This window comes from Paenibacillus sp. FSL H8-0104, assembly GCF_038050215.1.
Classification (GTDB): Bacteria; Bacillota; Bacilli; order Paenibacillales; family Paenibacillaceae; genus Paenibacillus; species Paenibacillus amylolyticus.
Window position 1 is genome coordinate 6,484,797 of sequence record NZ_JBBOTC010000001.1, and the last position, 15,794, is coordinate 6,500,590.

14 protein-coding genes are annotated in these 15,794 nt (G+C 47.4%); 4 read left to right on the forward strand and 10 right to left on the reverse strand.

Annotated elements, in window-relative coordinates; all coding sequences use genetic code 11:
- Window positions 1-25: 25 nt before the first annotated feature.
- From NST38_RS28480 to NST38_RS28490, 3 genes are all read right to left on the reverse strand, one after another.
- On the reverse strand, window positions 26-1,237 hold the full coding sequence (locus NST38_RS28480; protein WP_341344237.1) for a nitric oxide synthase oxygenase: 1,212 nt from the start codon (window positions 1,235-1,237) through the stop codon (window positions 26-28).
- A 127-nt stretch (window positions 1,238-1,364) separates the two neighbouring features.
- A complete protein-coding gene (locus NST38_RS28485) occupies window positions 1,365-1,844 on the reverse strand; it encodes a Dps family protein (RefSeq protein WP_341344238.1) in 480 nt (159 codons plus the stop codon).
- A 382-nt stretch (window positions 1,845-2,226) separates the two neighbouring features.
- Window positions 2,227-2,964 (reverse strand): HAD family hydrolase, encoded by a 738-nt coding sequence (locus NST38_RS28490; protein WP_339195964.1) that lies wholly within the window; start codon window positions 2,962-2,964, stop codon window positions 2,227-2,229.
- A gap of 232 nt (window positions 2,965-3,196) precedes the next feature.
- Between NST38_RS28490 and NST38_RS28495 the strand changes: the two genes are divergently transcribed.
- Window positions 3,197-3,382, forward strand: coding sequence for a hypothetical protein (locus NST38_RS28495; protein WP_047840795.1), 186 nt, complete (start codon window positions 3,197-3,199; stop codon window positions 3,380-3,382).
- Window positions 3,383-3,504: 122 nt separating this feature from the next.
- Here NST38_RS28495 and NST38_RS28500 read toward each other — a convergent pair whose 3' ends face one another.
- The 7 genes from NST38_RS28500 to NST38_RS28530 form a co-directional block, all read right to left on the reverse strand.
- Complete coding sequence (locus NST38_RS28500) at window positions 3,505-5,244, reverse strand: adenine deaminase C-terminal domain-containing protein (protein ID WP_341344239.1); 1,740 nt, start codon at window positions 5,242-5,244, stop codon at window positions 3,505-3,507.
- A 176-nt stretch (window positions 5,245-5,420) separates the two neighbouring features.
- Complete coding sequence (locus tag NST38_RS28505; RefSeq protein ID WP_341344240.1) at window positions 5,421-6,479, reverse strand: ABC transporter ATP-binding protein; 1,059 nt, start codon at window positions 6,477-6,479, stop codon at window positions 5,421-5,423.
- Window positions 6,480-6,497: 18 nt separating this feature from the next.
- Window positions 6,498-7,289 (reverse strand): ABC transporter permease, encoded by a 792-nt coding sequence (locus NST38_RS28510; protein WP_017691790.1) that lies wholly within the window; start codon window positions 7,287-7,289, stop codon window positions 6,498-6,500.
- A 4-nt stretch (window positions 7,290-7,293) separates the two neighbouring features.
- Window positions 7,294-8,115 (reverse strand): ABC transporter permease, encoded by an 822-nt coding sequence (locus NST38_RS28515; RefSeq protein ID WP_036612869.1) that lies wholly within the window; start codon window positions 8,113-8,115, stop codon window positions 7,294-7,296.
- Window positions 8,116-8,319: 204 nt separating this feature from the next.
- The gene (locus NST38_RS28520) at window positions 8,320-9,258 is read right to left on the reverse strand and encodes a nucleoside hydrolase (RefSeq protein ID WP_341344241.1); all 939 of its coding nucleotides are present in this window, start codon (window positions 9,256-9,258) and stop codon (window positions 8,320-8,322) included.
- A gap of 306 nt (window positions 9,259-9,564) precedes the next feature.
- A complete protein-coding gene (locus NST38_RS28525) occupies window positions 9,565-10,635 on the reverse strand; it encodes an ABC transporter substrate-binding protein (protein WP_076253735.1) in 1,071 nt (356 codons plus the stop codon).
- Window positions 10,636-10,885: 250 nt separating this feature from the next.
- Window positions 10,886-11,230 carry a Na-translocating system protein MpsC family protein gene (locus NST38_RS28530; protein ID WP_017691786.1) on the reverse strand — a complete coding sequence of 115 codons (345 nt, stop codon included), beginning with the start codon at window positions 11,228-11,230 and terminating at the stop codon, window positions 10,886-10,888.
- Between the two features lie 374 nt (window positions 11,231-11,604).
- Here NST38_RS28530 and NST38_RS28535 point away from each other — a divergent pair, with 374 nt between their 5' ends.
- From NST38_RS28535 to NST38_RS28545, 3 genes are all read left to right on the forward strand, one after another.
- Entirely contained in the window at window positions 11,605-12,519 is a 915-nt protein-coding gene (locus NST38_RS28535) for a hypothetical protein (RefSeq protein ID WP_076253708.1), read from the forward strand.
- Window positions 12,520-12,974: 455 nt separating this feature from the next.
- Window positions 12,975-13,721, forward strand: coding sequence for a DUF3105 domain-containing protein (locus tag NST38_RS28540; protein WP_076253709.1), 747 nt, complete (start codon window positions 12,975-12,977; stop codon window positions 13,719-13,721).
- A gap of 273 nt (window positions 13,722-13,994) precedes the next feature.
- On the forward strand, window positions 13,995-15,713 hold the full coding sequence (locus NST38_RS28545) for a methyl-accepting chemotaxis protein (protein WP_076253710.1): 1,719 nt from the start codon (window positions 13,995-13,997) through the stop codon (window positions 15,711-15,713).
- Window positions 15,714-15,794: the final 81 nt, after the last annotated feature.

The window sequence follows — 15,794 nt, forward strand, 5'->3', positions numbered from 1 at the left end:
ACAAAAAATAACCCGTCTGCACAATTTAGTGTGCAAACGGGCATTTCATTGGTGCATCTCCGGCCTGCGGCTGGTGATTCTCTACCTGTGCATTCTGCTGCTCACTGCTTCGCAGTTCTGCGGCAGATGCCACGCCATCTTTCAGGGTATACGCCTGATCCTGATGGAAAAAGTTCGGCTTCACGATCTCATTACGATAGGAGCTGTGGAAAATATGTGTTGTCGCCGGGGATACTGGCGGAATCAGCCACACCCAATCTCCGGTCAGTTCACGCCCAGCCTTCTCTTCCCGCTGTTCAAATAAATCGAACTGCGTTGCCGCCGTGTGGTGATCCACAATGCTCACACCTGCTTTTTTGAACGAATGCAGCACAGCCACATTCAGCTCAACTAACGCACGATCCTTCCACAGCGTCGTTTCACTCGACGTATTCAATCCAAACGCTTCCGCCACCGCAGGCAGCTTGTTATACCGGAACGTATCCGCCAGATTACGGGCGCCGATCTCTGTACCCATATACCAACCATTAAACGGCGCTGCCGGGTAGGATATACCACCAATCTCCAGTCGCATATCGGCAATCATCGGCACACCGTACCAACGCATGCCCAGATCGGTAATCTCCGCTCGTTCCGGGTGTTCAATCATCACTTCCACAATCTCTTCTTCGGGTACAACATACCACTCCGGAGCTTGTCCTTGTGCCTGAATAATAAGCGGTAATACATCATATGAGGTACCTGCCCCTTGCCAGCCAAGTGACATCGCCGCCTTGGTCAGTTCCACCGAAGCAGGATCTCCAATAATACCTTGCTCTGTCTCATATCCCGCATAACGAATGAGCTGATGATTCCAGACACGTACCGGAGCTCCATTCGGCCCATCCGGTGGAAGGATGGTAATCATCGGGATTACTTTGCCACCGTTGGATGCCACATGGATATGATTCAGCACAGATTCCGCTGCCGTTCCTGCCGTATCAGCGTGACGGGCGTCCACGATCCGCAATTTATCCCAAAACAGACGCCCGATGCAGCGGTTGCTGTTCCGCCATGCCATTTTACAACCCTGCTCCAATTCCTCTGTGGTATGCACATAAGTACCAGTTACTTCGATCTCTCCCATAACGGCAACAAGCCGGGCCTCTGCGTCTTCACGCGAATGGCCCAGCTCTTCATAACATGTATATATAAACCGTTCAGCTTCTTCCTGCAATTGTTCCAGGTCTGACCGCATCGTTCATTCCACCATTCTGTACATCTTGAATGCCATCATTATACGGCAAGCGCACCGGATTTGTAAGCGAACGGACACTTTGTTCACGGACTCTACATATCGTTGTCAGGATGAAGGGTCACTTTGCTTATTTGCCCAGAAATGCGGTTAACATCCAGACCTCTTTATCCAGGGCAGCGGTGAATCCAATCAGCATATCTTCTGTTGCATTATCTTCCGCTTCTCCTGCTTCGTGAATGCCTTGACGAATCACTTCCACCATTGTGCGCAGATCAGCAACTACCGACTCTACCATACGCTCAGCAGTTAACGGACCTTGTGCCTCTTCAATCGGAGACAGACGCAGCTGTTCACCCATCGTAGCCACTGGACGTCCACCAATAGCAAGCAAACGTTCTGCAACTTCGTCCATATTTGCCGTAGCCAAGTTGTACAGTTCTTCGAATTTGGCATGCAGTGTGAAGAAATGAGGCCCTTGGACATACCAGTGGAAGTTATGCAGTTTCGTGTACAACACGGACCAACCTGCGATCTGACGGTTCAAAACCTCTTGAAGTGCTGTGGCGTTGTTAGTAAAAGTGTTGTTTCTAGTTTGGATTGTGCTCATGGAATTTATCCCCTCTCGAATATAAAAATAGAATTTGAATTTTATAATGGATTGCTTTGATTCGCTTCTTTTAATTTAGACTTAATCTAAATCTTGTTTTAATTATAACACCGCATATCCTGTTTGGGAAGGATTTTGCCCTGTCTTGTACATGAAGATTCCATGAAGCTGAGCTTCATCCTATATCATTATAAAGAGTGGAGTTCACTGGCCACACGGCTGATTAATGAGGATCTGTAGTACTGCTTGCACCAGATCCCACTTTTTATTTATACCTTTAATTACGCTCACATACTGCGAATATTCTCACAGTGCAAATAACGCAAAAACAGCCCTTCATCTCCGTGAGATGATAGGACTGCATGAACCCACCTGTACAATTTTATTGCTTAACAAACTCAAAAGTCAGAATACGACTGATCTCTTCATAGCTTGATGCTACAAAATGAGGTTGATGATCGGACTCCGGCAGCGCCTCCCGATGGTTGAACCAGATGACTGTCCAACCTGCATCCACTGCACCTACCACATCATTACGCCACGAGTCGCCGATGTAATAGCTGGAACGGGCATCTGTCCCGGACTGTTTACTCACATATTCGAACAACCTGCGATCCGGCTTCGCATAACCAGTCGTACCGGAGATGAAAATCAGATGCTCGTCCACGAGACTGAGCACATCCAGTGCTTCAAGCTTGCGGCGCTGATGCTCTCCTTCTCCATTGGTGATTAGACCAACGATATGCCCTTCTGCCTGAAGCCTTCTGATTAACTCATACGCTCCTTCAAAAGGTACAATCTCAAACTGTCTGCTCAGATACTGTGCTTGCAGTTTTTCAGCCTGTCCCGATTGTAGGGGTAGTCCAAATTCCTCCATCGTCAACTCAAACCTCCGACGGCGCATTCGCTCTACTGCATCCGGCTCTGGTACAGCGGACAAATCTTCTTGTGCAGACAGCCAGTCACTATAATATCGAAAACGATGATAGGCCTCAGCATAAGGGAACTCATCCGGCAGGCCGAGAACGTCCTGCAACGCGCCACGAAGTGGCTGCAAGTGATCATATAACGTATCATCTACGTCGAAAAATATCGTTTTAGCATTATTTATTTCATTCATAATGGTTGTCTATCCTCCTGCTTTTGCATCCAAACATTCTTTTCTTACTACTATATATGTAATCCTATGCCTCGTCCAAACCATGAAACATCATGCTATGGAGATACATTAATTCCATGGGAGGATTAGCCCATTATTCAGCTGGCATATAGATGATTGCTTCATTCCATTTAATGGAATACAATTATCTAATAACACATTAAACACTAATTACTAAAAGGTGGAATACGCGATGAATACTTCTGAAAAGAAATGCACGGATTGCGGAGGCACGTCTTTCGTACAAGCCTCGGACTTCATCAATCTTCGTCCATTGGACAAGAAAATGGCACTAGGTTCGGAAAGAGTATTTACGGTTTGTTTAGATTGCGGTGAGGTTGTTTCAATAAAAGTAAAGAATCCAGAGAAATTATTATAATCATAAGCAAACGATATACGATATGAAGAGCAGCACACTTTATTGAAGGCATGCTGACGATTATTTTTAATACATTGAGAAACACCCCTGCTCACACTTGTGAGCAGGGGTGTTTTCTCAGATTAAACAATTAACGATACAACCTTACCTGCATTCACATCAATCAGGCCATAGTCCGTAATCTTCAGCGCGGGACTTACCGCAAGGGAGTGCGTGCTAATCGACATGATCGGATTGTAATGCACGTACCCAAGAGACAACATCGCTGCTCTCAGTTCCTTCACTTGATGGGATACCACTGCAAGTGGTTCCTCCGTCAAAATGCCACCTACAGGAAGTTCCAGATGGGACAACACCTTGCCGTCTTCCACCACACAGAAACCACCCTGGCTCGAAATCACTGTGTTAGCTGCCAATATCATATCTTCACGATTACGTCCTACAACCAGCAGGTTGTGATTGTCATGTGAATATGTCGTTGCAATAGCACCGCGTTTGATAGTGTCTCCACCGATCAGACCATGTGCACGATTGCCGTTCACACCATAACGTTCAAAGGTCGCGATCTGCGCATATCCGCTTTCTTCCCAGCGTAATTCACCTTCCGAGGACTGAACCGGTGCAATATGCTCTTCCACAAAGGTAGAACCATCCTTCACCATCATGACACGGCACTGGTGCTCACCTTCACCGGCGAGATCAACACCTGATCCATTGACTTTCGGGTCTGACAACTGAATTGCAAAATCTGCTACGCCCAGCTTCTCCAACTGTACACTCTTATAGAAATGAGGTGGGAACTGCCCGGTTATGCGTTCCTGCTTATACGGTTCGTAATCGTCATAAGCTTTGCGGCCGTTTTTGTACACCTGATCAATAGCGAGCTCCTCCAGGTTAGATAACAACACATAATCGGCTACTTTGCCCGGGGCCACGCTGCCACGATCGGTCATTTTCATCCGGGAAGCAGGGGTTGATGTTGCTGCATAAATCGCGTCTTCCGGACGCATCCCCATCTGAATAGCTTTACGTACGATATGATCCAGATGACCACGCTCCACCAGTGAATCCGGCATCACATCATCCGTTACAAAGCAGAAATGCTGCGCCACATCATGTTGAATCAGGTACTCCATGACTTCCGGGGTCATTGATTTCTCTTGAATTTCAATAAACATACCTGCCGCAATCCGCGCCTGTAATCCCTCAATGCTCTGATGAGTGTGGTCGGAATCGATGCCAGCGTAGATCAGTCGATGCAGATCAAGTCCAAGCAGTTTCGGTGTATGACCTTCGATCACCAGGTCGGGATAGTTTTTGCGAATATGCTGTAAAATCTGGTTTGTCTTGCACTCCGGATCACGGATGACATCGACATAGTTCATGATCTCGCCCAGACAGATGATCTCTCCAGTCGCGAGCAACACGTCCATATCTTCAATCTCAATCGAACCACCTGTTGTCTCCATCGGGGTTGCCGGAACGGAACTCGGGATCGCATAGAACATATCTACTGTCGTCTCCTGACTCACAGCCATCATCTCCTGCACACCCTCCAGCCCGAACACATTCGCCATCTCATGCGGTTCTGCGACAATGGACGTTACCCCGCAGCCAATCAGACCATGGGAGAAGGTTTCCGGCGTCACCATCGTACTTTCGATATGCAGATGGATATCGATCAAGCCAGGAATCATGTATCTTCCCCGCGCATCAATGGCTTCGTCTGCCTGAATCATCTCAGGTCCACCGGGTCCAACATATAGGAATCTGCCGTCCAATACAGCGACGTTGTTCATTTCAAACCGTTTATAATAACTGTTATACACATGTACATTCACAATCAGTTGATCTGCACGCATGGGGCATAATCTCCTTCTTCACAAGCATTTCACCACGATGCGAACCGGACAATGAACCTGCACTTTAATCTGCTGTACTGCACATGACTGCGCACCACTGCCATCGTCCGGAAATCATCGCATGAATTGCCTTCTTTACTGCTCTTATTTCTTAAAGCTACTCGCTACATTCACGACTACTCTACCAATACAAGCTTGTCCTGTGGGAAGATCAGGCTAACACGTTGCCCGCTAAGGTATGGTGTTTCCATCTCCTGATTTGCTGTAAAGTCACCGAGTTCCGTCTCGATCACATACTGATAACTGCGTCCCAGATACGTGCTGACCTTGATAATCCCCGGCAAAGCATTCACCACATCCGCAGAAGTATCTCCACTAACGATCAGATCATCCGGGCGAATCGCACCTTTGCGTGCACCAGGACGTGCTGTTCCAGGATGTGCGGTTGCTGTAAATGTGCGTCCACCTGCGGTCAGTGTAATCATTTCACCTGCATCACTGCGCTCCGCGAATTCAATGAAATTATGGAACCCGATGAATCGTGCTACAAACTCCGTTGCCGGATATTTGAAAATGGTTTCCGGGCGGTCGAGCTGCTCAACCACGCCTTTGTTCATAATCGCTACCTGATCCGAGATCGAGAAACACTCTTCCTGGTCATGAGAGACATACAGCGTTGTAATACCCAGCTCTTGCTGAATGCGGCGAATCTCCACCCGCATGTTGAGACGCAGGTTGGCATCCAGGTTACTGAGCGGTTCGTCAAACAAGAGCAGATCAGGCTCAATGACCAATGCACGAGCAATGGCTACACGCTGACGCTGTCCACCGGACAGTTCTTGTGGAAAACGTTTCTCAAATCCATTCAGGTTAACGACTTCCAGGATTCGCATCACACGGGAAGAGATATCCTTGTCTTTCACCTTGCGCATCCGCAGGCCAAAGGCCACGTTGTCATAGACAGACAGATGCGGGAATAACGCATAACTCTGAAATACAAATCCGAAGTTCCGCTTGTTCGCCGGAACCTTCGTATAATCCTTGCCGCCGAACATAAACTTGCCCTGTGATGCTTCCAGAAATCCGGCGATGAGGCGCAGCGTAGTTGTTTTGCCGCAACCGCTCGGTCCGAGCAGGGAGAGCAGTTTACCTTTTTCCAGCTCCAACTGAAAATCCTTCAGGATTGTCTGCTTATCGTATGCCACGGATACGTGGTCTAATGTCAGCAATGCCATAGCGTTCTGCGCCTCCAATTAACGTTTAGTAAAGTATGAAAATCCGCCCATGATCCGTTCGATCACGAACATTAAGAGTCCGGTCAGTACCATCAATAGCACGGAAATCGCTGCAATCGTTGGGTCAAAATAATTCTCCACATACGTCAGCATCTGGATCGGTAATGTGCTTACCCCTGGTCCGGTCATGAACACCGAGATGTCCACGTTGTTGAAGGACTCCAGGAAGGCAATCAGCACGGCAGCGATAATTCCTGAGCGGATGTTAGGAAGCACGATCGTGAAGAACGTTCTTACCCGTCCCGCACCAAGACTCAGCGCAGCTTCTTCCACTGCAAAGTCAAAGCTCGACAGACTCGACGCGATAACCCGAATGATAAATGGAAGCATGATAATCGTATGACCGATCAGCAATCCGAGGTACATCGGCAGATGGTAGATTACGATCAGGTATTTCATTAATGTAAAACCAAGTACGATTCCCGGGATCAGTACCGGGGACAGGAACAGTGCGTTCAGCACGGACTTGCCTTTGAAATCGTAACGACTAAGTGCATACGCAGCCGGAACTCCGAGCACCAGTGCCAACAAGTTTCCCAGTAAGGAAATGATGATGGACGTCTGGAATGTGCGGAGGAAACCGCCTGTGTTGAAAATATTCTCATACCAGCGGAAGGAGAACCCTTCCGGCGGAAATTTGAGTACCGTTCCCGGTTCAAACGAAGTGACCGATATGATCAGAAGCGGGCCCAGCAGAAAGATAAAGACCAGCAGACTGAACAGGCCCAGCCCGATATGTTTCTCCCGCATATGTCTACCCCTTCGGATTTAAAGTTTTAGCCATTTTGTTCATGACACCGACCACGACAAATGTAATTACAATCATAATCGCGGCAACAACCGAGGCCAGATACCAGTCGTTGAGGGTCATGGCGTTTTGATACAGGAACGTAGCAATTACACGTTGCTTGCCTCCAAGGAGGGCAGGTGTGGTATACGCCGTCAGGCTTCCGACAAAAACAAGCACAGCTCCGATCACAAGTCCTGGCACAGCCAGCGGGAACACGACCCGGCGGAATGCCGTAATGCGCGATGCACCCAGACTTTGTGCTGCTTTGAGCAGGTCACCGTCAATGTTCTCCAGCACGCCCACCAGAGAGATAATCATCAGTGGCAGGAACAGATGCGTCAGACCAATCATCATCGCTGCTGGTGTATACAGAATATCCAGCGGCTTGTCCACGATACCCAGACCAACAAGGGTGTTATTGATCAACCCTTTGCGTCCAAGAATGATCATCCAGCTAAACGAACGCACGACCGGGCTCGTCAGCAGTGGGAAGATCGCCAGTGCCAGCAAAATACCTTTGCGGCGCGGCGCTTTCTGCGAGATATAATAAGCTGTCGGGAATCCGAGCACCACACAGACGATGGTAGTGACCACGCTGACTTGCAGCGTCGTAAGCAATATTTTCAAAAAGTATGGGTCTCTGAAAAAATGCATGTATCCTTCAAACGTGAAGGAGTTTTCTTGGAAAAACGTCGACCCGATCGTCAGGACAATCGGAATGATCATAAATGCCGCCAAAAACACGAATCCCGGCAGCAATAGCCAGTAGATTACTGATTTCTTCATCGCGATACTCCTGACTTGTAAATTTAATTCGAGATTGATACTTGAATACTCCGATTGCAGTACCGTCCTTCGATCCCTGTTATCCCCCGATTTATTGATTCACTTTCATAGGTAAAAATCGGGGGATAAAGGGGAACGCTTCGCTTCTCCAGATCGGTTCTGCACTCTCCGCAATCGTATAAATATCTAATTGGGGCAGAGCAACTACGCGTTTAACGCGTTGATAAACAGTTCAAGGAAGCTTTCTGCGTCTACAGTTTCGCAGACGAGCGTGTTGGGCTGCTCGCCCAAACGGTTTTGGAAGTCACATACCATCTGGCCATCGCACAAGCGGCTGGCGGTTTCGACATCGACGTAATACGATTTACGTCCTACCAGTTCAGGAGCGAGGGCTACGCCCACGGCTAGTGGATCATGTAAAGCGCAAGCGCGGACGCCGTTCATTTGTTCGTAACGGTTAATGTAAATCTCCGTGCTCTGAGCCACGTACGCGCGCAGCGCAGGATCAGTGAGACGCTCAATCGTTGCTTCATTCAGCAATGTTTGACGCGTCACATCCAATCCGACTTGGGTAAGCTTCTCGATGCCTGCGTGCAGTACGATGCGTGCGGCCTCTGGATCAGCGTATGTGTTGTACTCGGCGGTTGGTGTAATGTTGCCATGTCCACGAACTACGCCACCCATGAAGATGACTTCCTTCAATAAAGAAGGCAATTCAGGACACTTCATCAGCGCGAGTGCCAGGTTAGTTAAGGGTGCGGTCATGATCAGGGTCAGTTCTCCGGGATACAACTTGGCTTGCTCCACGATAAAGTCTGGCGCAAAACCTTCCTCGGCTTTCTTGGACACGGCCGGATCAGGCAGCGCACCGCCCAATCCATCCTGTCCATGTACCCGGTGTTCATAATGCGACTTGCGAGTGAGTGGTCCAGCTGCTCCGGCAATGACCGGGATCGTTGGTGCACCCGCGAGTTCAAGAATTTTGCATGTATTCTCTGTTGCCTGCTGGAGTGATACGTTCCCACAGACTGTGGTGATGCCGAGAATGTCCAACTTCCGACTTTTGACGGCCAGCAAAATCGCCAGTGCATCGTCAATCCCCGTGTCCACGTCCAGAATGATGCGATTTTGCGCTTCACTCATCCGTTCTCAACTCCTATGCGGTGATATGGTTGCTTGCTGCAAATGATAAGTTGAACTAAAGAATATTTACACTTACCACTCCGATGACAGAATAACCTTCCGATCGCTGTTATCCCCAGATTTTTTTGAATCCCTTCTTCAAGGGGAAAATCCGGGGATAGCGCGTGCTTCCGAAGCAGCTTTCTTTCAGAAAGCTTTTAGGCGAACGCTTCGCTTCTTCACGTTATTTCTGCCCTCTCCGTTCTCGTGTAAAAAGTTTAGTTAAACTATATAGGATCAAAGATAACTATTTAGTCGGTTACTTGTTTATTGTGCAATCTCACGGTTCCAGCGATCTGTCCAGCCTTTAACCTGTTGATTCACGAATTCCATATCCAGCTTGTTCAGCTTCTCAACAACTTCAGCGCCATATGTTACGCCTTCTGCTTCTTCAGCAGTCAGTTCAACCTTTGTATTAACCGGGGAATCGACTTTAGCTTTGGCAGATTTTGCTTGTATATCCTGGCTAAGCTGCCAGTTGATGAACTCTTCAGCCAGCTCTTTGTTTTTGCTGCCCTTTACGACATTGATTGTGTTCATCACGGCATATGCACCTTCGCTAGGTGTAACAAACTTTGCATTAGGCACGGCTGCTTTCAGATCTTTGAAATACATTTCCATGATCGGTCCGCCAGCAATCTCTTCTTGGGAGAACATGTTCACGAATTCGGATGTTTGGCTGTAGAATTTCACTACATTGCCGCTCAGTTTTTTCAGTTCAGCAAATGCCGCATCTTCATTAAATGTATCGTTACCGGCTACACGGGAAGCTGCATCCACAACCATTGGGCCTGCTGTTGCCGTAATATTCGGGATGGTCAGGTTACCTTCGAACGCCGGGTCCCACAGGTCACTCCATGAAGTCACTTCTTTGGATACGAGATCCGGGTTATAAGCGATACCGAGCTGTCCAACCGTGTAGGCCGGGCCATAATCCTCACCAAGTGGTGCTTTGGCAATATCATAAATGTCATTTACATTTGGAATTTTGGAGCGGTCAATTTTCTCAAACAGACCTTCATCGATACCTTGTTGTGCATAGTAATCAGACAGGTAGATAACATCGACATTTGATGTCCCTTGACGAATTTTATTCAGACGTTCAGCATTATTGCCGACTTCGAGCACGATGTCTACATTATGTTCTTTTTCGAATGGACCAAATACTTCTTCATTGAAGAAATCTTCAGAGAAGCCCCAAGTGGAGATAACCAAATTGTTCGCTGCGGTTCCCCCACTCCCTGATCCGCCTGTTGCATCATCCGTGCTGCTGCCACAACCTGCAAGTAATACCGATGTCATTGCCACTGCTGCCAAACCGCTAATCCACTTTTTCATCATGATCCTGATTCCCCCTGATATATGTGATGTGTATGAAAAAACAAAAAGAAAAGTGCTCTTGTATAAACAAGAACACTTTTCTTCGTAAACAAAGGAAAGCGACACCCGCTGCCGGTACATCATCGGTTTCTGCTTCAGAATCAATCCAAAGACAGACGCCATCATATGAAATTGTACGGAACCTGATCATGAATCCGGGCCATAACCTCCGTATGGTTCAACAAGAATTAATCCTGCCGCTCCATCCTTAGGCCTGTTCCAGAATCACATTTGTGATTGCCCACTGAGTGGACGCATCATAATCCCGCAATATAGCTTCAATTGGCAAACCCATGTGTTGCTCGAGCTTCTCCCGGAATTTCTTCTTATATAAGACAGACATGCGGAAGTCCACTTCCAGCTTTAAGCCGGGGGCCTCCCCTTCCAGGGCGTCAGAGCGCGGTGAACGTCGGTGCTTCGCGTAGAAGGTCACAATATTCTGGTCAATGGTCACTCTCAGGAGAGTGGTGCCAAATCCGAACAGTTCCTTCGAGATTTCGTTATAATACTGGCACATCTTCTTCTTGCTCTCATTGCTGTCCAGTAGTTCCATGAACTCACCCACATCTCTTACTACCGTACATTCGACGTGTTAACACGATTGATTATACATAAATATACGATCATAGGCAACCCAAAAGATATAGTTAACATGAGAATAACACATAAAAGCGAACGATGAGGCATTAGCAGTCGAAAACAATTCGTCTTAAACCACAGTGAATTTACATTAATATGCCTGCATGTCATTCCTATACTATTGTTGCTTCTACACTCCGTTTTCATACACAGGATTCGAGGCTTTGTTTCAACTTTCCCTAAATGGGTACTAATTCCTGCGAAACATAGACAAACTTCGTCATTAACCGTTAAAATGAGACACAATGTTGACATGTTTTTATTTTCTAGAAATTGGAGGCTTATACCATGAAATGTCCAGTATGTAATCACGAAAATGGAGATGCCCATTTTTGCGAGAGGTGCGGCTCTAATCTAACGCAAACAACCTCATCACCAACTCCTGTACCGAACTCGAAATCTGCTGCTTCCGAACCCGAATATACCCGTTGGTCCAGCACGCAGGCTACCTCTTCCCAGGCATCCGTTCCATCCAACACACCATCCGTCTCCATTCACAAGGAACAGGCGAGAGAATCAACAGGTACCAATGACCATGCTTCTGCAGGAGACAATAGCTCCAATCAGTGGAATAATATTGTGCAGAATGAGAAGGTTCAGCAAGCCAAAGAAGTAAGCAAACAGTATCTATCCTATTTCCTCAGTGTATTGGCCCGTCCTTATCAGACGATGAAAACCGTTGGTGACCAGCATTCCCTAAACGGATGGCTAACGATGGCGCTAATTGCAGTTCTATCTTCTACATACTTCTTAATTACCTTTAGTCGCATAGGCATGGACGGCTTGTTCATTGGTGGATTTTTAAGACCGCTGTTGTTCACCGTCATTATCCTGATTGCCTCTATTGCACTGATGTACGCTATTCTAAAGATTGAAAAAATAACCTTCCGTCCCAAAACACTGGTTGCCCAGTTTGGTACATTGCTTGTTCCTGCTGTCGTATCCCTTGTTCTGGCGAATCTGTTTATTATCATCTCATATTCCATCGCGATTTCATTGCTTGCTGTCTCGTATATCATTATCTTTGTTGCTCTGAACTCGGTGCTGTTCCAGTATCCACTGAATCGTACCCAAGCAGCCATCGACAGCATGTACAGCGTGCTGATCGCCAATGTGGTCGTATTCTTTATTCTGTATCGATTGTTGGGTGAGATTATCATTGGACTGATTGGCATGATGCTTTCGCCTTTTGGACGTCTGTAAACTATATCAGTTGGAATAAAGCTGTTTACACTCGTTACTTCGATGACAGAACAACCTTCCGATCGCTGTTATCTCCAGATTTTTTTATTCACTTTTACAAAGGTGAAAATCTGGAGATAAAGGCGAACGCTTCCGCTTCTTCAGGTTCTTTCTGTCCTCTACGTTTCGTGTAAATGGTTATTTCAATAAATATAAATCTTACTGACTCTTTGGATTTATATTAAGGCCTTCCTTGCTCATGCCGGGAAGGCCTTTTTTAGGTTTTCTATGGCAGCGTTGCGCCGAGCATGTATCATACACTATAATGTGTAGTGCAACATGTATGTTCTTATTTACGTAACAAACACGGAACTAGCAACTCCCGTTACGTAATGAGTGGATTCACCACTGCCACCAACACTACATTGTGTAGTGTATTAATCACTCATTTTACAAAGAAAGCAGGGGAACTCTCTATGGACATGACTCATATGAATCATATGCAAATGGAGCACGAGGCAGGTACCTCCTACCTGTGGCTCATCGTAGGTGTAATTGTATTGCTGTTCTCCATCGCCACCTATATCTGGGCATCACGCACACAGGGAAAAATCCTGGGCCACATGAAAAAGAAAGAGCGGGCGGACATCCAAAAAAAAAGTCGATCCCTTCGGCTGGCTGCACATGTAATGATGGCTGTATCGATTATTACGTTTGGCCTGTTCTTCATGCAAGGGGCAGGTAAAACATATAATGTAGCCGATCTGAAGTCCAACGCGACAATCGACGTGACGGACGATAAATATTACGGGGCAGACCATACGGAGGACCCCATTCAGTATGAGATGACAATTCCAACATCGGGACCGCATAATCCGCATGATATCAAGTTTGGATTTTACACCGACTTCCCAGGCTATAATTATCTGGTACACAATCTGGAGCACGGGGACATCATCATCTATTATCGTGAGAACGCCAGCGAGGATTTGAAGGAACATCTGAAATACCTCGCCAAATTCCGCGAAGCTGGAGCAGGTATTCTGGCTGTACCCAACAAGGATATTCCCGAAGGCAGTGAAGTCGTGGTGACCGCATGGACCAAAACGATGAAACTCGACCAATTCGACGATGCCAAAGTAGGTACTTTTATCAATAAATATATTAATCAGGGACCTGAAAAGATTCCTGCCTCTGTTCGCCAGGGCGGCGGAACGATGTAATGACGTAATCACTCAGTCATGTGAAGCCCCTCTATGTAGTGACAATGAGGTGTGTTCCAATGATGAGCATGGTCAATATAGGATTGAAACGAAACCAGCTCCCGGGTCAAATTGACTCGGGAGCTAATTCTTTATGGACCGGATGCCGATATTTCAAGTAGAAAACTGTATATTTGATATACAATACATACGAACCAAAGAAGAACGACAAGCACCAAGTAAAGAGACAAAAAGACGATTGATTTAACAGATCAAGGGGGAACACTTTTACCAATGAACAGTTTGTTTATGAGGATCTTTTTATTTTTTTCCTGTCTGATGCTGGCCGCGGGTGCGGTTCTTGGCATTACCATGTACCGTTCATCGGCCCAACTGGTCGAGCAATCCATGGGGATGCAAGCACAGGCTGTGGGTGAACGGGCAGCTGCATTAATTGACACCTCTCTGTATGCACCACTCAGTACCGGACAGGACGAGACAGCGTATTACGGCATATTGCGTGAGCAGCTTAGTCAGCTGCGAGAGGCCAATGGACTCAAGTATCTGTACACCCTTGGTACACGCGAAGAAAATGGAACAAATACATATTTCTACGTTGTGGATGGGGCTGCTGCCGATGTGGCAGAGGATGACTTCTCCCCTTACGGTTCCGCAGAAGAGACCCATTATGAAGGAATGCTGCAAGCTTTTGAACAGAATGAGCCTATTCGGGGTGAACTCACACAGGATGAATATGGCGCTACCATTACAGCATATGTGCCGATCCATGGGGCTGACGGGAAAGTACTAGGATTGGTCGGTGCGGATCTGGATTCCACTGCGGTCTATGAACTGATGTCCCGCAACCGTATGACCATGATCTGGACAGCCTTGGCTATTGTTCTGCTGAGTGTCTTGCTGGTGTATGGATTCGCCCATTACTTGACCCGACCATTGGTGAAGTTGAAGAAGTTAATTACCCAGGTAGGAAAAGGCGATCTGACCGTCAACGTTGAACTTAGTCGCAAGGACGAGGTAGGACAACTCGCTTCCGAGTTCAAACATCTGGTTACAGGTACCCGTGATGTCATGACGGGCATCCGTCAAAGCTCCGATTCTCTGCTACAAGCTGCAGAAGGAGTATCCAAACATTCGCAGGCAACTGCCGAAGCTAGCCAGCGTATTGCCGAGCATACGAATCATACGGCCAATGGAGCTGCTGAACAGGTGGCTCGTGCGGGTGAAGTTACGGTAGCCATGGAAGAGATTACACGCAGCATGCAGCATATTGCGAATTCTTCTTCTATAGTCGCGGATGTATCACAGGAAACGACCAATAACGCGGTGCAAGGTCAAGCCAACATCAACACGGCGATGGACAGTATGGACAAAATTCATCAAGCAAATGTACAGATGGTGGCCTCCACCTCTCAGCTGGAGCAGTACTCAGGTAAAATTGAGTCGGTAGCACATCTGATGAAAGGCATCGCTTCACAGACCAATCTGCTCGCACTTAATGCTAGTATTGAAGCGGCTCGTGCAGGAGAGTATGGCAGCGGGTTTGCCGTGGTTGCCTCAGAGGTTCGCAAGCTTGCGGGGGAATCAGAGCAATCGTCCCAGCATGTAACCGAACTGATCGCCGAGATGACACGCCAGACTGCCCTGTTGTCAGAACATATGTCTGCCAGCACATCAGCAGTCCAATCCGGTCTCGCTGTTGTTCAGGAGGCAGGCCGTTCATTCACATCCATTCATACCGGGATTGAGACGATGAATGAACGTCTGCACGAAGTATCCGCAGCATCCGAGCAGCTGTCTGCCAGTGCAGAAGAAGTATCCGCTTCTGTGGAGGATATGGAACATATCTCACGCGAATCCTCTTCAAGTATCCAGAAGGTATCGCACGCTACCGGTAGCCAGCTGCAATCCATGGATGAGATGAGTGCATCCGCCGAATCTCTGCGGGTATTGTCCAGTGAGTTAAACGGATTGATTGGTCGATTTAAAATATAGCGGGCAGCTAGATTACTATATAAATCAGCCCAAAACAAAAAGCCGCACGGCAGGGACGGGATCATGGGGTTCAACCCCATA